At 59.5% G+C, this 21,211-nt stretch carries 18 protein-coding genes; 15 read left to right on the plus strand and 3 right to left on the minus strand.

The window, feature by feature from the left end; translation table 11 throughout:
• Positions 1 to 16: 16 nt before the first annotated feature.
• The 6 genes from pknB (at position 17) to spoIVA (ending at position 7,693) form a co-directional block, all read left to right on the plus strand.
• Positions 17 to 2,011: a Stk1 family PASTA domain-containing Ser/Thr kinase gene (gene pknB, locus AC3YUO_RS07425; RefSeq protein WP_489962394.1), complete on the plus strand. Its 1,995-nt coding sequence runs from the start codon at positions 17 to 19 to the stop codon at positions 2,009 to 2,011.
• Positions 2,011 to 2,901: a ribosome small subunit-dependent GTPase A gene (gene rsgA / locus AC3YUO_RS07430; protein WP_489962395.1), complete on the plus strand. Its 891-nt coding sequence runs from the start codon at positions 2,011 to 2,013 to the stop codon at positions 2,899 to 2,901. Before pknB ends, rsgA begins: the two co-directional genes overlap by 1 nt.
• A gap of 288 nt (positions 2,902 to 3,189) precedes the next feature.
• Complete coding sequence (locus AC3YUO_RS07435) at positions 3,190 to 4,716, plus strand: DUF3794 and LysM peptidoglycan-binding domain-containing protein (protein ID WP_489962396.1); 1,527 nt, start codon at positions 3,190 to 3,192, stop codon at positions 4,714 to 4,716.
• Positions 4,717 to 4,975: 259 nt separating this feature from the next.
• Positions 4,976 to 5,749 carry an SDR family oxidoreductase gene (locus tag AC3YUO_RS07440; RefSeq protein ID WP_489962397.1) on the plus strand — a complete coding sequence of 258 codons (774 nt, stop codon included), beginning with the start codon at positions 4,976 to 4,978 and terminating at the stop codon, positions 5,747 to 5,749.
• A gap of 15 nt (positions 5,750 to 5,764) precedes the next feature.
• On the plus strand, positions 5,765 to 6,103 hold the full coding sequence (locus AC3YUO_RS07445; protein WP_489962398.1) for a nuclear transport factor 2 family protein: 339 nt from the start codon (positions 5,765 to 5,767) through the stop codon (positions 6,101 to 6,103).
• Positions 6,104 to 6,214: 111 nt separating this feature from the next.
• On the plus strand, positions 6,215 to 7,693 hold the full coding sequence (spoIVA, locus tag AC3YUO_RS07450; protein ID WP_489962399.1) for a stage IV sporulation protein A: 1,479 nt from the start codon (positions 6,215 to 6,217) through the stop codon (positions 7,691 to 7,693).
• 61 nt (positions 7,694 to 7,754) lie between these two features.
• On the opposite strand, the gene AC3YUO_RS07455 is transcribed toward spoIVA, so the two are convergent.
• Positions 7,755 to 8,996 (minus strand): 6-phosphofructokinase, encoded by a 1,242-nt coding sequence (locus AC3YUO_RS07455; protein ID WP_489962400.1) that lies wholly within the window; start codon positions 8,994 to 8,996, stop codon positions 7,755 to 7,757.
• Positions 8,997 to 9,141: 145 nt separating this feature from the next.
• Here AC3YUO_RS07455 and fba point away from each other — a divergent pair, with 145 nt between their 5' ends.
• The 6 genes from fba to tyrS all read left to right on the plus strand — a co-directional run bounded on the left by fba (position 9,142) and on the right by tyrS (position 14,469).
• Positions 9,142 to 10,110, plus strand: a complete 969-nt coding sequence (gene fba / locus AC3YUO_RS07460) for a class II fructose-1,6-bisphosphate aldolase (protein ID WP_489962401.1) — start codon at positions 9,142 to 9,144, stop codon at positions 10,108 to 10,110.
• 148 nt (positions 10,111 to 10,258) lie between these two features.
• Entirely contained in the window at positions 10,259 to 10,555 is a 297-nt protein-coding gene (locus AC3YUO_RS07465) for an ArsR/SmtB family transcription factor (protein ID WP_489962402.1), read from the plus strand.
• A gap of 81 nt (positions 10,556 to 10,636) precedes the next feature.
• Positions 10,637 to 11,653, plus strand: a complete 1,017-nt coding sequence (locus AC3YUO_RS07470; protein ID WP_489962403.1) for a permease — start codon at positions 10,637 to 10,639, stop codon at positions 11,651 to 11,653.
• Positions 11,654 to 11,669: 16 nt separating this feature from the next.
• Positions 11,670 to 12,038, plus strand: coding sequence for a thioredoxin family protein (locus AC3YUO_RS07475; protein ID WP_489962404.1), 369 nt, complete (start codon positions 11,670 to 11,672; stop codon positions 12,036 to 12,038).
• Between the two features lie 301 nt (positions 12,039 to 12,339).
• Positions 12,340 to 13,191 carry a DMT family transporter gene (locus tag AC3YUO_RS07480; protein ID WP_489962405.1) on the plus strand — a complete coding sequence of 284 codons (852 nt, stop codon included), beginning with the start codon at positions 12,340 to 12,342 and terminating at the stop codon, positions 13,189 to 13,191.
• A 54-nt stretch (positions 13,192 to 13,245) separates the two neighbouring features.
• Entirely contained in the window at positions 13,246 to 14,469 is a 1,224-nt protein-coding gene (tyrS, locus tag AC3YUO_RS07485) for a tyrosine--tRNA ligase (RefSeq protein WP_489962406.1), read from the plus strand.
• A gap of 90 nt (positions 14,470 to 14,559) precedes the next feature.
• Here tyrS and AC3YUO_RS07490 read toward each other — a convergent pair whose 3' ends face one another.
• On the minus strand, positions 14,560 to 15,756 hold the full coding sequence (locus AC3YUO_RS07490; RefSeq protein WP_489962407.1) for an acetate/propionate family kinase: 1,197 nt from the start codon (positions 15,754 to 15,756) through the stop codon (positions 14,560 to 14,562).
• A 162-nt stretch (positions 15,757 to 15,918) separates the two neighbouring features.
• Here AC3YUO_RS07490 and AC3YUO_RS07495 point away from each other — a divergent pair, with 162 nt between their 5' ends.
• Both AC3YUO_RS07495 and AC3YUO_RS07500 read left to right on the plus strand, forming a co-directional pair.
• Complete coding sequence (locus AC3YUO_RS07495) at positions 15,919 to 17,127, plus strand: tRNA(Met) cytidine acetate ligase (protein ID WP_489962408.1); 1,209 nt, start codon at positions 15,919 to 15,921, stop codon at positions 17,125 to 17,127.
• Positions 17,128 to 17,162: 35 nt separating this feature from the next.
• Positions 17,163 to 18,263, plus strand: a complete 1,101-nt coding sequence (locus AC3YUO_RS07500; protein ID WP_489962409.1) for a DUF3810 domain-containing protein — start codon at positions 17,163 to 17,165, stop codon at positions 18,261 to 18,263.
• A 53-nt stretch (positions 18,264 to 18,316) separates the two neighbouring features.
• Here the strand turns inward: AC3YUO_RS07500 and AC3YUO_RS07505 are convergent, their stop codons facing one another.
• Positions 18,317 to 19,747 carry a sodium-dependent transporter gene (locus tag AC3YUO_RS07505; RefSeq protein ID WP_118641462.1) on the minus strand — a complete coding sequence of 477 codons (1,431 nt, stop codon included), beginning with the start codon at positions 19,745 to 19,747 and terminating at the stop codon, positions 18,317 to 18,319.
• Positions 19,748 to 20,021: 274 nt separating this feature from the next.
• On the opposite strand from AC3YUO_RS07505, the gene AC3YUO_RS07510 reads away from it, so the two are divergent.
• On the plus strand, positions 20,022 to 21,194 hold the full coding sequence (locus tag AC3YUO_RS07510) for an NAD(P)-dependent malic enzyme (RefSeq protein WP_489962410.1): 1,173 nt from the start codon (positions 20,022 to 20,024) through the stop codon (positions 21,192 to 21,194).
• Positions 21,195 to 21,211: the final 17 nt, after the last annotated feature.

The following is a 21,211-nucleotide window of genomic DNA, read 5'->3' on the forward strand; positions in this document are numbered from 1 at the left end:
GAGGAGGATATTTACCATGGATCAATACATAGGTAAATTACTCGACAACCGATATGAGATTCTGGAAATCATTGGAACGGGCGGCATGGCCCGGGTTTATAAGGCCCGGTGCCACCGGCTGAACCGTCTGGTGGCCATCAAAATCCTGCGGGAGGACCTGGCCCAGGACGCCGAGTTCCGCCGTCGGTTCCACGACGAGTCTCAGGCTGTCGCCATGCTGTCTCACCCCAACATTGTGGCTGTGTACGATGTAAGCCGCTCCTCGGAGCTGGAGTATATCGTCATGGAGCTCATTGACGGCATTACCCTGAAGCAGTATATGCAGAAGAAGGGGAACAAGCTGAACTGGCGGGAGGCCCTGCACTTCATCACCCAGATTGTCAAGGCGCTGGGCCATGCTCACAGCCGGGGCATCATCCACCGGGACATCAAGCCCCACAATGTGATGGTGCTGCGGGACGGCAGCGTGAAGGTGGCTGACTTTGGTATCGCCCGGGTGGCTTCCGGCGGCCACAGTACCCTGACCCAGGAGGCACTGGGCTCGGTGCACTATATTTCCCCCGAGCAGGCCCGGGGCAGCCACATTGACGCCCGATCTGACCTCTATTCCGCCGGTGTGGTTCTCTACGAGATGATCACCGGGCGGCTGCCCTTCGAGGGGGACACTCCGGTCTCTGTGGCTATCCAGCATATCAACTCCATCCCGCTCTCGCCCCGGGAGATTGACCCCACCATTCCCGAGGCTTTGGAGGCCATCACCATGAAGGCCATGGCTCCCAACCCGGACAACCGGTACAGCTCCGCTGACGAGATGCTGGCTGACTTGGAGGAGTTCCGCAAGAACCCCAACATCAACTTTGATTATAATGTCAGCGACTTCATGCCGGAAGAGGAGCCGGATGACGATAAGACCCGGATCCGTACAACTGGTTCCGCCGTCAGTCGGGAGTCCAGGCCTCGCACCCACAGACAGCCCCAGCACAGCAGCGGGCGGCGTTCCCGGCGCTACGAGGAGGACGAAGAAGAGGAGGAGCGGCATTCCAACTCTTCGCCCTGGATGATTGTGGGTATTGTTGCAGCGATTGTAGTATTTTTGGTGGGTGTGGTATTTTTCATGACCCGGGTGCTCTCCTCCACCTTCACACCTGCCACCCTGTATGAGGTGCCCAAGGTAGTTGGAGAGAACTATGAGTCCGCGGCCCAGGATACGGAGCTTCTGGGACGATTTACCCTGGTGGTGGGAGAAACCGTAGCCGATGAGGAAGTGGAAGCTGGGACCATCCTTCGCCAGTCGCCGGAGGCAGGAAGCCAGGTGGGCGAGGATGTGACCGAGATCACCGTCACCATCAGCGGCGGCCCGGACCTCATCGAAATGGTGGATGTGACCAACATGGAGTACCGGGAGGCATATCTGAAGCTGAGTGGTATGGGACTGAAGGTAGCGAGTCCTACCTATGAACCCAGTGAGGACGTGGCCAAGGACCACGTCATCTCCTATAATCCGCCGGAAGGGGCGAAGCTCTCTCCGGGGGATGAGGTCCAGCTGGTGGTCAGCTCTGGCCCTGAAGAAAAGACGGTAGTGGTCCCCAACCTGGAGACCCTGACCGAGGAAAAAGCACAAAGCGACATCCGGCTGTCCAACCTGACGGTGGGCGAGACTGAGCGGGTCTATGATGATACTGTGCCCGAGGGGTACGTGGTGGGACAGTATCCTGCCGCAGGAACTGAAGTGCCGGAGGGCACCACGGTGAATCTTCAGGTGAGCAAGGGCCCCGACCCGGATAAGCAGCCCCAGGAGGTGGAGAAGACTATCACCGTGGACCTCCCGGACAGCGAGAGTCCCGTTAACGTCCAGGCTATGGTGGACGGACAGGTGATTTTCAGTGAGACCAAGGATCCCACCATGGACCTCAGCGTGGATATTCCCGTGAAGGGCAAGGCGGGGGAGACCAAGACGGTAACCATCTACTTTGATGGCGTGCAGGCGGATACCAGGGAGGTAACCTTCTGATGGCGGAAGGGGTCATCATGAAGGCCCTCAGCGGCTTCTACTACGTGGATGACGGAAGTACCACCACCGCCTGCCGGGGCCGGGGAAAGCTCCGGCTGGAAAACACCGCTCCGCTGGTGGGGGACCGGGTCCGCTTTACCCCTCTGGGGGATGGCAGCGGTGCGCTGGAAGAAATTTTGCCCCGCAAAAACCAGTTTTACCGCCCGGCCGTGGCCAACATTGACCAGCTGGTCATTATGGCCTCCGAGGCCATCCCAGTGACCGATCCCTTCCTCATTGACCGGGTGGCCGCCATTGCCGAGCACAAGGGTTGTGAGTGCGTCATCTGCATCAACAAGTGCGACCTGGCTTCCGGTGAGGAGCTGGAGAAGATTTATGCGGCGGCGGGCTTTCCCACCCTGCGGGTCAGCGCCAAGACCGGCGAAGGTCTGGAGGCGCTGAAGGAGCTGATTTCCGGCAAGGTTTCCTGCTTTACAGGAAACTCCGGCGTAGGGAAATCCAGTATCCTCAATGGCTTGGATCCCAACTTTGCCCTGGCCACCGGAGACGTGAGTCAAAAGCTGGGCCGCGGCAAGCACACCACCCGCCATGTGGAGCTGTTTCGGCTGTCCTGCGGGGCGGTTGTGGCGGATACGCCGGGCTTCTCCTCGTTCGATGTGGATCGTATGGAGCTGTGTCAGAAGGAGGAGCTGCAGGACTGTTTCCGGGAGTTCCGGCCCTACCTGGGCAAGTGCCGTTTTCTGGACTGCGCCCATGGAAAGGAGCAGGGGTGTGCCGTGCTCCAGGCGGTGGAGAAGGGGATCATTCCCCGTACCCGGCATGAGAGCTATGTGCGGCTCTATCAGCAGCTCCAGGCGGTGCCGGACTGGAAACGAAAAAAGAAATCCTGATTGTCCCCGTGAGAGGCGCTTTTGGGCGCCTCTCACTTTTTTGTCACGTGGACCGGTCCTCCTCCGTATAATGGGATAGCCGAAGATGGCAAATGAAAGGGAGAGAGGAGGCGTTTTCATGGGTATCGTGGTGGTGCGTTCTCCCAAATGTCTGCGGAGACTGCTGCGCAAGGTGTTCGGGCTGAAGTAAAAAGGAGACATACATTCCGCTCCGGGGTCATATGGTGTTACAAAGCCGGGGCCGCGTTCCGCCGGCCTGACACCATGATGAGGGAGAGGACAACAACCATGGAACTGGAATTTGATCGTGACATGATCTGCGGCTATGACACGGTAGCCGAAGTAACGCTGTGCCAGGAGGAGACGCTGGAGTCCATCGTGCCGGATGCGTGCCCGGATATTGAGCGCATTGTGGATGTGTGCGGCCAGGCGACGCTCAGCGGCAAGCAGGCGGGCAGCGGCATGGCCACCGTCAGCGGCATGGTGCGGGTATCGGTGCTGTACCAGCCTGAGGGAGCCAGCGGCCTGCGCCGCATTGAGCTGGGGCTGCCCTTTACCTGCCAGGTGGAGGCCCCGGGCCTGACGGAACAGGGAGTGGTGCTGGCCGCGCCCCGCCTGCGCTGCGCCGAGGCCCGGGCGCTGAACCCCAGAAAGGTTTTGCTGCGGGTGGATCTGGCGGTGGACGTCACAGCCTGCCAGCCGGTGCAGCGGCCGGTCTGCTGCGGCATTCTGGAGGGAGAGCAGGCGGGTATCTGCCAGCGGCAGTACCACGGTGAGAGCTATGAATTGGCTGCTGTGCAGGAGAAGCCCTTTACATTCTCGGATCAGATTCGCCTCCAGGGCGGCCAGAGCGAGACCCCGCAGCTGCTGGCTGTTCAGGCCACACCCATCTGCGCGGAGAGCAAGCTCATTGGCAGCAAGCTGATTTTCAAGGGGCTGGTAGAGGTCTCCATGCTGCTCCAGGAGACGGGCGGCGGCCTCACCTCCGCCCGGGAATCCCTGCCCTTCTCCCAGGTGATGGAAATTCCCCAGGGCGGTGAGGACGGTGATTGTCAGGTTCGGGTAGAGCTGACCGACCTGCGCTGTGAGCCGGAGCAGGGAGATGCCCGGAATCTGGAAGTGGTACTGGAGCTGCTGGCACAGGCTCAGGTGCACTGCCGCCGACCGGTGACGCTGCTCCAGGATGTTTACAGCACCTCCTGTCAGATGGAGGTGGGCAGCAAGGCGCAGACCCTGTGTCAGTTCGGCGAGCAGTCCATGCGCACCCAGACGGTGCGGGAACTGCTGGAGACAGGTGAGATGGTGCGGGGTATCGCCGCCAGCCGGTTAAGTCTGGGACAGGTGACCCAGAGCCGGGAAGGGGCGCAGCTGCTGCTGACGGCTGAGAGCTGGCTGACCATCCTCTATCTGGATGAGGGAGAGCAGGTACAGTGCCTGCGGAAAATGATGCCGGTGACCTGTCGGCTGGACTGTCCGGAGGGCTATCACTGTACCTGCACCTGTACCTGCCCGGGAGAGGTGTTTGCCGCCCCGGCGGCGGGAGGAATTGAGGTGCGATTCTCCCTGGATTTCCACTGTCTCACGGTGTCCACATTCCAGGTGGCGGCGGTGGAGCAGGCCAAGCTGGGAGAACCCCGTACAGCGGGGGAGGGCAGCCGCCCCTCGGTGGTGCTGCGCCTGCCCGTCCAGGGCGAGGGGATCTGGGAGATCGCCAAAGCGTACGGCACCACCATGGAAGAAATTATTCAGGCCAATGAGCTGGAAGGGGAGGAGCTGCCCCTGGGGAAAATGCTCCTGATTCCGGGCGTTCGATAACATAAAATCCTGTCCGCGCAAGAAGAGTGCGGACAGGATTTTTTATTGTGGGGTAGAACTACAAATTTCTTTTGACGGAAATGAGACGTTCTCTGGACATAAAATTGACGTAATTGTTTTAAAATTAACGTTAAAAAATAAATTATCAATTAAAATAGAAGAAAATAGTTGACAAATTGGAAAAGACCATTTATCATGACGCCATACCTGAAAATGAAGGAAACGAAAAAATAAAATTCATTTTGGAGGCGAATGCAGGATGGGTGCTTATGTCATTACAGGCGGTTCCACGGGAATCGGCGCCGCCACGCGGCAGCTTTTGACGGATGAGGGCCATGAGGTATTCAACATCGACTATAAGGGCGGTGACTTTCAGGCGGACCTGTCCCGGGAGGAGGGGGTCTCCGCAGCCATTCAGGAGGTGTTTAACCGCTATCCCGATGGAATTGACGGCCTGATCAGCAATGCGGGGGTAGGCCCCACCGCCATGCCGGAGACTATTTTTGCGCTGAACTTCTATGCGGGAATTGAGCTGGCCGATGGCCTGCGGCCTCTGCTGAAGAAGAAGCGGGGAAGCTGCGTCATGACTTCCTCCAATTCCATCACCAACGCCACCGTCCGTCTGGACTGGGTGGAACTGCTGACCAATCTCCGCAACAAGGAGCGGGGACTGGAGCTGGCCCGGATGCTCCCCAGGGAGCAGGCGGTGTCCTGCTACAGCTCCTCCAAATTCGCTCTGGCCCGCTGGGTCAGGCGGGTGTCACCGGCCTGGGCGGTGGACGGGCTGCGCATCAATGCCGTGGCCCCGGGCAACACCACGACGCCCATGACCCAGGGCCTGACGGAAGCACAGCGGGAGGCCGCGCTGCTCATTCCCATTCCAACGCGCTATGGAACCAAGGAATTCCTGGACGCGGAGGAGATTGCCAACGCAATCTCGTTTTTGGGCTCCCGAAAGGCCAGCGGAATCAACGGGGTCATTCTCTTTGTAGACGGCGGCATTGACGCGCTCATGCGCTCGGAGCGATTTTAAGGGGGAGGAACCATCATGACATTGCTGGAACAGTATTTTGATTGTATGCGCCGGGGGGATCCGGTGGCCCTGGCCGACTTATTCCACAAGGACGGCGTGCTGCACGACGCCTCCTGGACCCGGGTGGGGGAGGACACCATCCACCTCTCAGGAAAGATGGCCATTGAGATGATGTTCCACCACAAATTTGGGGTGAATCGGGGGCCGTATCCCATCAGCGGGGTGAAATTCATGGAGGAAAACGTGGCCTGGTACTTTATCATCTATCGCGGCAAGGTAGTGCCGGCGGTGGCCTACCTCTCCTCTGTGGACGAGGAGGGAAAGATTGACCGGCTGAATATCCTGCCCATGTAAAGTTTGGAAAATTCGGAAAGCGTACCGGCCGAACTGTTATATTCCACAGCTTATCCTCATAGATTGTAAGGAAACTACCGGCTGACCAAAGAGGCCGAAGGAGGAGTTGCAGTGGAAGATCGCAAAATCTACGAGGATATCGCCCTTCGCACAGAGGGCGACATCTACATCGGCATTGTGGGGCCGGTTCGTACGGGAAAATCCACCTTTATCAAGCGGTTTATGGAGACGCTGGTCATTCCCAATATTGACAACGTGTACCGCCGGGAGCGGGCCCGGGATGAACTGCCCCAGTGCGGGTCAGGGCGGACCATCATGACCGCGGAGCCCAAGTTTGTGCCGGAGGAGGCAGTCACCGTCTCGGTGGACGGGGGAGCGGCCTTCCAGGTGCGGCTTATTGACTGTGTGGGCTACATGGTCAAGGGGGCCGTGGGCCAGATGGAGGGGGAGACCGAGCGCATGGTCACCACCCCCTGGTTTGACCACGAGATTCCTATGACGGAGGCGGCGGAAATCGGTACCCGGAAGGTCATCTCCGACCACTCCACCATCGCCATCGCAGTGGTCACCGACGGGACCATCACCGACATCCCCCGGGAGGACTATCTGGAGCCGGAGGAACGGGTGATCTCCGAACTGAAGGAGCTGGGCAAACCCTTTGTGGTGCTGCTCAACTCGGCCTACCCCGGTTCGGAGCGGGCTCAGGCCATCCGGGCGGACATTGCTCAGCGCTACGACGTGACCTGTGTGGCCGCCAACTGCCTGGAGCTGAGCCGGGAGGAGATCAACCACATTCTGAAAAGCGTCCTCTATGAGTTTCCTCTGAAAGAGCTGGATCTGTTTCTGCCCCCCTGGGTGGACGCCCTGCCCCAGACCCACCCCATCAAAGCGGCCCTGTACGCCGCCATCCGGGGTGGGACGGAGCAGCTGCACCGCATCCGGGATGTGGAACAGACCGTCACCTCCTTCCAGAACTGCGAGGTGGTCAGCGGTGCCCGCATTACCTCCATTGACCTGGGGACCGGCGTTTCGGCGGCCACGCTGGAGCTGCCACGGGCCCTGTTCTACGATACCCTGTCCCAGCAGTCCGGGTTCCAGATTGGAGACGACGGGGACCTCATGGAGCTGCTCACCCAGCTGGCCCATGTGAAGGCATCCTACGACAAGGTGGCCGACGCCCTGGAGCAGGTGGAACAGACGGGCTATGGCATTGTGGTCCCGTCCATTGACTCCCTGGTGCTGGAGGAGCCGGAGATTGTGAAGCAGGGAGGACGGTACGGCGTACGGCTGCGGGCCAGCGCACCCTCCATCCACATGATCCGGGCGGATATCGAGACGGAGGTCTCTCCCATTGTGGGAGGCGAAAAGCAGAGCGAGGATATGGTCTCTTACCTGCTCAAAGAGTTTGAGGGGGATACCTCCAAGATTTGGGAGGCCAATATCTTTGGGAAATCCCTGCACGAGCTGGTGGGCGAGGATCTGAACACCAAGCTCAAACGGATGCCCGACGATGCCCGGGCCAAGCTGCGGGAGACGCTGGAGCGGATTATCAACGAGGGATCCGGCGGACTCATCTGCATCATATTATGAAAAAAGCCCCCGGAAGCGTTATGCTTCCGGGGGCTGCATGTTTGAGGAAGAAGAGGAAGAATTACATCTCAGTGGTGAGAACCTTCTTCAGGCGGGCAAAGCGGGGCAGGGAGTTCTCCTTGGGAGCATTGGCCTCGCCCTGGATGAGGGGCAGCACGTAGTCGATGAAGGGCTGCTCGATGCCGTTGCCGGCCTCGTTGATCCACTCACGGGGCACCTTCTTCTCGAAGTTGGCCACGATGTCCAGGGGCTCCAGAGAGGTCTCGCACTTGTAGCCGCCCTCGCGGGTGCACTTGAAGGCCACCATCTTGTCGGTGATGCCGGACACAGCGGCCTCAACGGCAGCGGCGCCAGCCTGCCAGGCCTCCTCCACGTCGGTCTTGGAGGCGCAGTGGGAAGCGCAGCGCTGCAGCAGGGACAGCTCGATGCCGCGGACCTTGGCGCCGGTCTTCTGCTTGATGATGTCGGCCAGCTTGACAGCCAGACCGCCCAGCTGGGCGTGACCGAAGCCGTCGGTGGCGGAGGTCTCAGCCTCGGAGACGAAGCGGCCGTCAGCATAGTGAATGCCCTCGGACACGGCCACCATGCACTTGCCGGTCTTGTTGTAGATAGCGGTGACGTCATTCACGAACTGGTCCATGTCGAAGTCGGTCTCGGGCAGGTACACCAGGTCAGGGCCGCAGCCGGTGAGGGAAGCCAGGGCAGCGGAGCCGGCCAGCCAGCCGGCGTGACGGCCCATGATCTCAATGACGGTGACCATGCCGGTGTCATAGACGTGGGCGTCCTGCCACACCTCGGCGCAGGAGGTGGCGATATACTTGGCGGCGGAAGCGAAGCCGGGGCAGTGGTCGGTGCCGTTCAGGTCGTTGTCGATGGTCTTGGGCACGCCCATGATGCGGCACTCATAGCCCACCTTCTGCATATACTTGGAGATCTTGTTGCAGGTGTCCATGGAGTCGTTGCCGCCGTTGTAGAAGAAGTAGCGTACGTTGTACTTCTTGAAAATCTCCAGGATGCGCTTGTAATCGGTGTCGTCCTTGTCGGGGTCGGCCAGCTTGTAGCGGCAGGAACCCAGAGCGGAAGAGGGGGTGAACTTCAGCAGATCCAGCTCAGCGGGATCCTCCTGACCCATGTCGTAGAGCTTGTCATCCAGAACACCCTTGATGCCGTGGGCAGCGCCCAGTACCCGGGTAATGCAGTCAGCCTTCAAAGCGGTCTGAATTACACCCTGAGCGCTGGCGTTAATGACCGAAGTGGGGCCTCCGGACTGGCCAATAATGCACGCTCCCGTCAATTTCTCCATGTTTGCGTCCTCCTTAATTTGTTATCAAATGGCAAAAATAGATTTAACACGGATTTTCTCCAGTAAATGATAACATAAACACTTGTATTTATCAATTGTTAATGGTACAATAAGAACCGCCAAATAAGAAAAGGAGATGGTAATTATGCCATTGGTCACTACTACTGAGATGTTTAAGAAGGCCTATGACGGCGGTTACGCCATCGGCGCCTTCAATGTCAACAATATGGAGATCGTCCAGGGCATCACCGAGGCTGCCCGCGAGGTCAACGCTCCCCTGATCCTCCAGGTTTCCAAGGGTGCCCGCGCCTATGCCAACCACACCTATCTGGTGAAGCTGGTGGAGGCTGCTGTCATCGAGTGCCCCAACATCCCCATCGCTCTGCACCTGGACCACGGCCCCGACTTTGAGACCTGCAAGAGCTGCATCGACGGCGGCTTCACCTCCGTCATGATTGACGCTTCCTCCAAGCCCTTCGAGGAGAACATCGAGATCACCAAGAAGGTTGTGGAGTACGCTCACGACCACGGCGTGGTGGTTGAGGCTGAGCTGGGCACTCTGGCCGGCATCGAGGATGACGTTAAGGTGGCCGCTCACGCCGCTTCCTATACCCGCCCCGAAGAGGTGGAGGAGTTCGTCTCCAAGACTGGCTGTGACTCCCTGGCCATCGCCATCGGCACCAGCCACGGCGCCTACAAGTTCACTGCCGACCAGTGCACCCGCAATGAGAAGGGCATCCTGGTTCCCCCGCCCCTGCGCTTCGACGTGCTGGAGGAGGTCTCCAAGCGTCTGCCCGGCTTCCCCATCGTGCTCCACGGCTCCTCTTCCGTGCCCCAGGAGTATGTAAAGATGATCAACGACAACGGCGGCAAGATGCCCGACGCTGTCGGCATCCCCGAGGAGCAGCTGCGTAAGGCCGCTTCCATGGCTGTTTGTAAGATCAACATTGACTCCGATCTGCGTCTGGCCATGACCGGCACCATCCGTCAGTTCTTCAACGAGCATCCCGACAAGTTCGATCCTCGTGAGTATCTCAAGCCCGCCCGCGCCAACATCAAGGAGCTGGTCAAGCACAAGATCATCGACGTGCTGGGCTGCGACAATAAGGCCTGATCAGACAGGACCTTTGACAAAAAGCCAATCTCTCTGTGCCGCTGCGGTTTTCCCGCAGCGGCACATTTTTATGCCCGGTTCCCCTTGACAAACCAAAAAGGTTCTGCTATATATATCATATCAAAAAAAGTTGATTTGAGGTGCGAACATGGACAGCGTCTACCAGCAGCAGGCCAAGGTATTCAAAGCCCTGTGTGATCCCAAGCGTCTGGCCATCCTCCAGCTGCTGCGGGAGGGGGAGAAGTGTGCCTGCGTCCTGATGGAGCGGCTGGATATGGGGCAGTCGGCGGTCTCGTACCACATGAAAATTCTGTGCCAGTCGGGGATTGTGCTCAGCCGGCAGGAGGGAAAGTGGACCTATTACTGGCTGAGTCCCACAGGGGGCAAAGAGGCTGCGGCACTTCTGCTGCGGTTGACCACGCCAAATACACAGAATGTAGATTGAGGCGGCGGAAAAGACCATCGGAACGATGGTCTTTTCTCTGCTCAAAACATCAAAAAATTTTGATATGAGAGAGGGAAGAACATGAATGGAATTCAGTGGATAGGAACGGTTCTTCAGGAACAGGTCCTGGGAATGAAGTGGCTCAATGAGGCCATCGGTGCGCTGCTCTCTGGGCTGGGTGTGGATGTTTCTGCTCGTCTGGGTGGGAGCCTGCAATTTTTTCTGTACGATGTCATTAAAATCACGGTGCTGCTGTGCGTTATGATTTTTGTGATTTCCTATATCCAGAGCTATTTCCCGCCGGAGCGGAGCCGGAGTATACTGGGGCGGTTTCACGGCATTGGAGCTAATTTGATTGCGGCGTTGCTGGGGACGGTCACACCCTTTTGCTCCTGTTCCTCTATTCCGCTGTTCATTGGCTTCAGCAGCGCGGGGCTTCCTCTGGGCGTCACTTTTTCCTTTTTAATCTCTTCGCCCATGGTGGATTTGGCCAGCCTTGTGCTTTTGACCAGTGTGTTCGGTGCCCGGGTCGCGGTCCTCTATGTGGTTGTGGGACTTTGCGTGGCGGTAGTTGGCGGTACACTTCTGGAGCGTATGAAAATGGAGAACTATGTGGAGGACTTTGTCTGCCAGGGCTGCGGAGCCGAGCAGAAGCCGGAGGCCCTGAGCGTGCGGGCCCGGCTGGGCCTGGCCAGGGAGCAGACCGGAGCCACCTTCCGGCAGGTGTTTCCCTATATTTTGGTGGGGGTAGGCATCGGAGCGCTGATTCACAACTGGATTCCCCAGAGTTGGGTTGAGGCGGTGCTGGGCAGCGGAAACCCCTTGGGTGTGGTGCTGGCTACCCTCATCGGTGTGCCGGTTTATGCAGATATTTTCGGCACCATCCCTGTGGCTGAGGCGCTGCTGGCCAAGGGGGCGCAGCTGGGCGCTATTTTGGCCTTCATGATGGCGGTGACCACCCTGAGCCTGCCCTCCATGATTATGCTGCGCAAGGCACTTAAGCCCCGTCTTCTGGCGGCTTTTGTGGGCATCTGTACGGTTGGAATTATCCTGGTGGGCTATCTGTTCAATTTCATCCAGCCATGGCTGGTGGTTTAAAAAGGAGGAAACGGAAATGGGACTGTTTGGGAAAAAGAAGAACGCAGAAGTAATTGGAGCAGAGGGGACGGAGCCCAAGGTCTGCTCCGGCGGTATGGAGGCCGGAACGGTTAAGGTCCTGGGCAGTGGTTGCGCCAAGTGTCAGAGCCTGGAGCGGGCCGCTGTGGAGGCATTGAAGGAGCTGGGAATGAATCCTGCTGTGGAACATGTGACCGATTTTGGCGTGATCGCCGCTTACGGCGTGATGCGTACTCCGGCGCTGGTGGTGGGAGAGAAGGTGGTTTCTTCCGGTCGGGTGCTGAGCAAGGAGGAGGTTAAGCGCCTGCTCCTGGAAGAGAGTGCAGCTGCTTTTCCGGATGGGATTGACAAAGAGAAAAATTTGTGATAGTGTTGGGACACTGCGAGGAAAAGGAGCAGTAACCGGACCACGCCCTGCCCAGAGAGCCCCCAGAACGGTGAAATGGGGGAGAGGGAGCCCGGCGAATACACCTTGGAGCAGCCGCCCCAACCGCCGCATGGCGCAGTAGGGAATGGTCGGGCGCGCCCGTTACCGCGCAGGAGTCCAGAACTCCGTGAGGCCTTTGCCGCGAGGCAAGGGTAAGCCAGAGGTGGTACCGCATTTTATGCCCTCTGTCCCTGATTGGGGACAGAGGGCTTTTTCATTCCGGAAAGTGAGGGAGCATTTTATGATGGCGGAGAAGCGAGGAACGCTGTTTGTCTTTGCCGCGGCGGTGCTTTACAGCATCGGCGGATTGTGCATCAAAGTGATTCCCTGGAACGGCATGTCCATCAACGGCGGCCGAACGGCGATCGCGGTGGTGGTCATAGGCGCCTATCTGGCCCTGGCCCGACATCCGCTGAAAATGAACCGATGGGTTTTTCTCGGGGCGGTGCTGGTATTTGGGACAAACGCTCTGTTTTCTGTGGCCAATAAGCTGACTACGGCAGCAAACACCATCGTGCTGCAGTTTACCGCACCGGTGTTTGTGATGCTGTTCTCATTGGTTTTGTTCCGGCGTCGTCCCCAAAAGCTGGATGTAATCACCTGCGCGGTGGTATTCGGCGGGATTTTGTTCTTCTTTGTGGACAGTCTGGAGATGGGAGGGCAGTTGGGGAACGTCCTGGCCTTGATTTCCGGAATTTCTTATGCGGGTGTGTTCTGCTTGAACGAGATGCCAGAGGGCGATCCGATTTCATCGGTCTTCTGGGGAGACGTGATTTCCGCTCTGGCTGGCCTGCCATTCCTGCTCGGAGAGACAGAGTTTCCACCAGAGGCGCTGGTTAGTCTGGTTGTTTTGGGTACGTTCCAGGTGGCACTGGCCTATATCTTCCTGTGTATGGGCCTGAAAACCACTCCGCCGGTGACGGCCAGTCTGGTTTCCGGCATTGAGCCGGTGCTCAACCCCATTCTGGTGGCAGTATTTTATGGGGAAACGGTGGGACGGTTTGCCCTGGTGGGTGCGGCCATTGTGATTGGCGGCGTAGTGACCTACAATGTACTGCGGGTTCGGGTCCATGAGGAGAAAAGCCCGGCCTGAGGACATAACAGAAGCATAAACAAGCAAGATGATAAAATAGAAGGAGTAATGAACATGACCTGTTACGAGGAACTGAAGGCCCGGGGCCTTATCGCCCAGGTGACCAACGAGGAGGAAATCTCCAAGATGATCAACGAGGGAAAGGCGGTCTTTTATATCGGCTTTGACCCCACCGCCGACTCCCTCCACGTGGGCCATTTCATGGCCCTGTGCCTGATGAAGCGCCTGCAGATGGCGGGCAACCGGCCCATCGCCCTCATCGGCGGCGGCACCGGCATGGTGGGCGACCCCTCCGGCCGTACTGACATGCGCTCCATGATGACCGTGGAGACCATCCAGCACAACTGCGATTGCTTCAAAAAGCAGATGGAGCGCTTCATTGAGTTCGGCGAGGGCAAGGCCATGATGCTCAACAACGCCGACTGGCTGATGAAGCTCAATTATATCGAAGTGCTGCGGGATGTGGGCGCCTGCTTCAGCGTCAACAACATGCTCCGGGCCAAGTGCTACGAGCAGCGCATGGAGAAGGGCCTCTCCTTCCTGGAGTTCAACTATATGATCATGCAGTCCTACGACTTCTACTACCTGTTCCAGCACTACGGCTGCAACATGCAGTTCGGCGGCGACGACCAGTGGTCCAACATGCTGGGCGGCACCGAGCTCATCCGCCGCAAGCTGGGCAAGGACGCCCACGCCATGACCATCACCCTGCTGCTGAACTCCGAGGGCAAGAAGATGGGTAAAACCGCCAAGGGTGCTGTGTGGCTGGACCCCAACAAGACCAGCCCCTATGAGTTCTATCAGTACTGGCGCAACGTGGGCGATGACGATGTGCTCAAGTGCCTGCGCATGCTCACCTTCCTGCCTCTGGAGCAGATTGATGAGATGGACAAGTGGGAGGGCAGCCAGCTGAACACCGCCAAGGAGATTCTGGCCTTTGAACTGACCAAGCTGGTCCACGGCGAGGAGGAGGCCAAGAAGGCACAGGATGCCGCCAAGGCTCTCTTTGTGGGCGGCGGCGATATGTCCAACGTGCCTGCCACCAAGCTGACCGAGGAGAACCTCACCGATGGATCCATCGGCATTCTGGACCTGATGGTGGCCTGTAAGCTGGCCCCCTCCAAGAAGGAGGCCCGCCGTCTGGTGGAACAGGGCGGTGTGGAAGTCAACGGTGAGAAGGTGCCTGCCGCCACCGTCAGCTACACGGCCGCCGACCTGGCGGGTGACGGTCTGATGGTGAAGAAGGGCAAGAAGGTCTTCCACCGGGTACAGATGTAAAAATAGCAGTGCAGAACAGAAAAGAGGTGCGGGACCAAAGGTCCCGCACCTCTTCTTTTTCTTTTTTCGTTGCGCTTGGTCAGCAGGCAATCAGCCCTTGACGATGGCGGCGGTGTCCACAGCGATCATCAGTTCCTCGTTGGTGGGAATGACCAGCACACGCACCTTGGCGTCGTCGGCGGAGACGTCCATCTCCTGGCCGCGGACCTTGTTCTTCTCAGGGTCCAGCTTCACGCCCATGTACTCCAGGCCGGACACGCTGTCTGCACGGGTCTCGGGGCCGTTCTCGCCTACACCGGCGGTGAAGATGATGGCATCCACGCCGCCCATAGCGGCAGCATAGGCGCCAATGTACTTCTTCACGCTGTAGCAGAACACATCCAGAGCCAGCTGAGCCTGAACGTTGCCCTTGGGGGCGGCATCCTCCAGATCACGGAAGTCGGAGGACACACCGGAGATGCCCAGCACGCCGGACTTCTTGTTGAGCACATTCAGAGCCTCGTCAATGTTCCAGCCGTGCTTGTGCATCAGGTACTCCAGAATGCCGGCGTCGATGTCGCCGCAGCGGGTGCCCATGGGCAGACCGGCCAGGGGAGTGAAGCCCATGGAGGTGTCCACGCTCTTGCCGCCGTCAATGGCGGTGATGGAGGAGCCGTTGCCCAGGTGGCAGGAGATGATCTTCAACTCCTCAATGGGCTTGCCCAGCATGGCGGCGGCCCGCTGGGAGACATACTTGTGGGAGGTGCCGTGGAAGCCGTAGCGGCGCACCTTGTCCTCCTTGTAGTACTCGTAGGGCAGAGCGTAGGTATAGGCCACGGGGGGCATGGTCTGATGGAAGGCGGTGTCGAACACGGCCACCATGGGGGTGTCGGGCATGAGCGCCTGGCAGGCCTTGATGCCGATGATGTTGGCGGGGTTGTGCAGAGGAGCCAGGGGATTGCACTCCTCGATGGTGGCCATCACCTCATCGGTGATGAGCACGGACTTGGCAAACTTCTCGCCGCCGTGCACCACACGGTGACCCACCGCGTCGATCTCCTTCATGGAGCCGATCACGCCCTTCTCGGGATCCACCAGAGCGTTCAGAACAGCCTGGATGGCCTCGGAGTGGGTGGGCATGGCCACGTCGGCAGCCTTGATGGGGTCCTTGCCGGTGGGCTTGTAGGTAAACTTGCCGTCAATGCCAATACGCTCGCACAGACCCTTTGCCAGCACTTCCTGGGTGTCAGGATTGAGCAGCTGGTACTTCAGAGAAGAGCTGCCGGCGTTGATAACCAGAATATTCATGGGAATCGAACTCCTTCACAAATCAGATTTACAAGGTTTTGGTTGCCTTGCGTTCCGGGATGCATTACAATAAAACAGCACCCATGTATGGTACTATTCTAATCCTTTTCCCGGGGAAGGACAACCGGTTTTTTGAAAAATTTTGGAGCAGGAGGAGAACCCGTGGCAGTTGCAGGAATTGTAGCGGAATATAATCCCTTTCACACCGGGCACGCCTACCAGCTGACACAGACCCGCCGGATGGTGGGCTGGGAGTCGGCAGTAGTGGCGGTGATGAGCGGAAACTGGGTCCAGCAAGCCGACTGCGCCGTGGCAGACAAGTGGGTGCGGACCCGTCTGGCCCTGATGAGCGGCGTGGATTTGGTGCTGGAGCTGCCAACGGTGTGGGCTACCGCCTCGGCGGAGGCCTTTGCACGGGGAGCGGTGGCCATCCTGGAGGGCTGCGGCGTGGTGGACGTGCTGTCCTTCGGCAGCGAGTGCGGCCAGATCCCACCCCTGATTCAAAATGCCGAGTGCCTGGACAGCCCGGCCTACCGCTGGGAGCTGGCCCGCTGTCTGGCGGAGGGGCGCTCCTTTGCCGCCGCCCGGCAGGAGGCGGTGGGGGTGCTCCTGGGGGAGGAGACGGCGGAACTCCTGTCCACCCCCAATAACAACCTGGGGGTGGAGTATATCCGGGCTCTTCGGGCACTGGGAAGCCATATCCGCCCGGTCACCGTCCAGCGGGAGGGCGATCCCCACGGAAGCCTGCGGCAGGAAGGGGCGCGGTCCCGTTTCCTCTCCGCCACCCAGCTTCGGGCCTTTTTAAAGGAAGAGCGGTGGGGACTGGCCCGCCCCTATCTCATGCCGGGGACGGTGGAGGTGCTGAAGGAATCCTGGGATGGATTTCCCAGCCTGTCCCACCTGGAACGGGCCATGCTGGCAAAGGTGCGTACCATGGAGGGGGAGGACTGGGCGGCTCTGCCGGACAGCGGAGCGTCGGAGGGTCTGCCCCGGCGGCTGGTGACGGCGGGGCGCCAGGCCCGCTCCATGGAGGAGTTTTTCTCCCTGGCCAAGACCAAGCGCTACTCCCACGCCCGCCTGCGGAGGCTGGCCCTGTGGGCGCTGTTGGGCATCCGGCGGGAGGACCTGCCATACAGCCCGCCCTATGTGCGGGTGCTGGGGTTTAACAGCAGGGGACAGGCCCTTTTGCGGGAGATGCGGGAGCGGGCCAGCCTTCCGGTTCTGACCAAGCCGGCCCACGCCCACCGGCTGGATCCGGTGGGGCGGCAGCTCTTTGAGCTGGAGGCCCGGTGTACCGACCTGTACGACCTCTGCCTGGAGGCCATCCAGACCCCGGGACGGGAGTGGACCACCGGGCCGGTTCGGCTGTGAGGGCGGCAGAGACCACAGTGAAACAGGAGCAAACCATGAAGACAAAGAAGGAACGACTGATTGGGCCGGGGCTGCTGGCAGCGCTGCTGCTTCCGCTAGTGCTGGTGGGCCTCTTTTACCTGGTGATCCAAAACCAAGCTTGGATCAACGGCTGGGTGTTTGGGGTGATGGCCCCGCTGGAACAGGCGCTGGGGCGTTTTTGGTCGCTGCTGCCCTTTTCGGTGGCGGAGGTACTGACCGCCCTGTTCCTGGCGGGCAGCGTGGTGTGGATTATATGGACCGCGGTGGATGGAATCCGCCGGCGGAGCGGGCGGCGGACGCTGCGCCGGGCGCTGGCCCTTGCCTCCGCCTGGCTCTGGCTGTGGTGCGGCCTGTGCTGGCTCTGGAACGGGGCCTATTACGGCGATACCTTTGCCCAGCGCGCCGGGCTGGAGACGTCGCCCTATTCGGTGGATGAGCTGGCTTCCGTCACGGCTTATTTTGCCCGGCAGGCGGCCGCCCTGTCCGACCAGGTGGCCCGGGACGGCGAGGGACACTTCAACGAGGACCTGGCGGACTGCTTTGCGGCGGGACCGGAGGTATATGAAAACTTGTCAAGGGAATTTCCTTGCCTTGATATAACGGCTGTCCGCGCCAAACCATTGGTGTTTTCCCGGCTTCAGAGCATTCTGGGCTTTACCGGCATCTACTTTCCTTTTACCGGAGAGGCCAATGTGAACGTGGATGCCCCCGCCTGTCTCGTTCCGGCTACCATCGCCCATGAGATGGCCCACCAGCGTATGGTGGCCTCTGAGCTGGAGGCCAACTTCGTGGGCATTGCCGCCTGTGTCACCAGCGACAATGTGGTCTTTCAGTATTCCGGCTACCTCATGGGGCTCATTCAGCTGTGCAACGCCCTCTATCCGGTGGATGCCCAGGCCTGGCAGACCATCGTGCAGGAGTGCTTTAGCCCTGAGCTGGCCACGGACTGGAACGACAACAACGCCTACTGGGACGCGCTGGAGTCCCCGGTGGAAGATGCGGCAGAACAGGCCTATGACTCTTTCCTGAAAGGAAACGGTCAGGAACTGGGTATGCGGTCCTACGGGGCCTGTGTGGACCTGCTGGTGGCCTACTTTGCTCCGCTGGCTGAATAGAAGACGAAAAAATCCCCGGACCAGAAGGTCCGGGGATTTTGTTGTGTCAGGTGTCACACGGGGGTAAAGAAGGTGGCCAGCTGTCCCAGGAGAATCATCAGCATTCCGGCGGGGGCCACGAAGCGGATGCAGAAGGAGTAGAAGGCGAAGAGCCGGTTGCCGAAGCGGTTGCCCTCCACACAGACCTCCTCACGGACCAGCTTGGGGCCGATGACCCAGCCCACCAGAATGGACATAATAAGGGCACCCAGGGGCATGGCCACGCCCTCGGAGATGAAGTCCATGAAGTCCAGCCAGGAAGAGGAGAGGCTCAGCCCGGCCTCGTGGAAGGGAATCCACAGGCCGTTGGAGCCCAGGCCGTCTGCCGCCACCAGAGTGGCTTCCACCATGACCGCCAGACACACCAGGCCCACAATTTTGCCCCGGCTGCCGTGGCGGCCCTTGATGGCGGCCCGATCCAGGAAGAAGGTGACCAGCACCTCCACCAGAGCAATGGCCGAGGTAATGGCGGCCAGGGAGACCAGCAGATAGAAGAGGATGCCGAACAGCGGTCCCAGGGGGCCCATGGCGTTGAACACATCCTGGAGGGTGATGAACAGCAGCTTGGGGCCGGACAGCTCCGCGCCGGAACCGCCCAGAGCGAAGGAGGCGGGGAGAACGGCCACGCCGGCCATGATGGCCACCAGGGTGTCGGAGACAATGACGAGGACCGAGTTTTTAATGAGGCTCTCCTTCTTGCTCAGGTAGGAGCCGTAGGTGACGGTGATGCCCATGGCCAGGGAGAGGGAGAAGAACATCTGCCCGCCGGCAGCGGAGAGCACGCTGAGGAAGTTCTCCTTGAGCGGGGCGAAGTTGGGAGCGAACATGAACTTCAGTCCCTCCACGGCTCCGGGCAGGGTGACCGAACGGAGGATGACAATGACCAGCATAATAAACAGCGCGGGCATTCCAACCTTGTTGAAGCGCTCAATGCCGTCCTTGATGCCGCCCCGGATGATAAAGTAGCAGGCGGCAATGAAGAGGAAGGTGAAGAGAATGGAGACAGGCTGGTTGGTGAGCATATCCTGGAAGGACTCAGCACCGGAGAGATGGGAAATCTGCGTCAGTCCCACCAGCTCCGAGAAATTGAGTACCATGTACTGCACGCAGTAGCCGCCCAGCACGGTGTAGAAGCTGAGGATCAGGAAGGGGGAGAGCATGGCCAGCCATCCGATGAAGGTGCCCCAGCGGCCGCAGACACTCTGGTAGCTGACCAGAACACTCCGACCAACCTTGCGGCCAATGGCCAGCTCAGAGAGCATGATGACAAAGCCAATGGTAGCGGCTAAAATGAGGTAAATAACCAGAAAGGCGAAGCCGCCGTTTTTTCCCATTTTGTTGGGAAAGGCCCAGATGTTGCCCAAGCCCACTGCGGCGCCTACGGTGGCCATTAAGAAGCCAAGGTTGCTGCCCCACTGGCCGCGGTGATGGTGGTGGTGTTCCATAAAAACAGACCTCCTGCGTGATTCATTCCTTTACCTTGCCCCAAGTCGAGCGGAATAGCCAATATTTTAGCAGGAAGCGGAAGATAAGTCAACATAGAACGGAAGAAAATTGTCGAAACTGCACAAGATTTGGCCGCAAATACAGGGCGTGCAGAGACGGGAAAGATTTCACGCTTTGTTGGACGGAAGTCTTGCGGCCTGGGCCGGTCCATATTATAATGGGAACGAAATGTTGCGCGTGTCAGGCCAACAGAAAGAAAGCGAGGTTGTATTGATGGATTACGCAAAAGAGAGCCTTCGGCTCCACGGGGAGTGGAAGGGAAAAATTGAGGTGGTTGCCACCGTGCCCGCCGACAGCAAGGACGCCCTGTCCCTGGCCTATACGCCGGGCGTGGCTCAGCCCTGCCTGGCCATCCAGGAGGACCCGGAAAAGAGCTATGAGCTGACCCGGCGGCACAACCTCTGTGCCGTCATTACGGATGGATCCGCCGTGCTGGGTCTGGGCGATATCGGACCGGAGGCCGGTATGCCGGTCATGGAGGGCAAGTGCGTGCTCTTCAAGGCCTTCGGCGGCGTGGACGCCTTCCCTCTGTGCGTGAAGACCAAGGACGTGGACGAGTTTGTCCAGACGGTTTACAACATCTCCGGCTCCTTCGGGGGCATCAACCTGGAGGACATTGCCGCCCCCCGATGTTTTGAGATTGAGCGCAAGCTGAAGGAGAAGTGCGACATCCCCATCTTCCATGATGACCAGCACGGAACCGCCATCATCACCCTGGCAGGCCTGACCAACGCTTTGAAGGTGGTAGGGAAGAAGAAGGAGGAGGTCAAGGTGGTGACCTCCGGCGCCGGCGCTGCCGCCATCTCCATTGTGAAGCTGCTGCTGTCCGCCGGCTACAAGCACATCACCATGTGTGATCGGAAGGGCGCCATCTATGCCGGCCGGGAGGGCCTGAACTGGATCAAGGAGGAGATGGCTCAGGTCACCAACCTGGAGAAGAAGGCGGGCTCTCTGGCCGATATGCTGGTGGGCGCCGATGTGTTTATCGGCGTGTCCGCCCCCGGCACGGTCACCACGGATATGGTGAAGACCATGAATAAGGACGCCATCGTCTTTGCCTGCGCCAACCCCACCCCCGAGATCTTCCCCGACGACGCCAAGGCAGGCGGTGCCCGTGTGGTGTCCACCGGCCGCAGCGACTACCCCAACCAGATCAACAACGTGCTGGCCTTCCCGGGCGTGTTCCGGGGCGCCTTCGATGTGCGTGCCAGCGACATCAATGAGGAGATGAAGATGGCCGCCGCCCGGGCTCTGGCCGAGCTGATCTCCGACGAGGAACTCAGCGAGGATTACATCATTCCCCAGGCCTTCGACAAGCGGGTGGGTCCCGCCGTGGCTGCCGCCGTGGCCCAGGCTGCCCGGGACACCGGTGTCAACCGCATTTGAACCCCATCATAGTGGAA

This window comes from Pseudoflavonifractor sp. HNCC25GI2 (assembly GCF_058136395.1).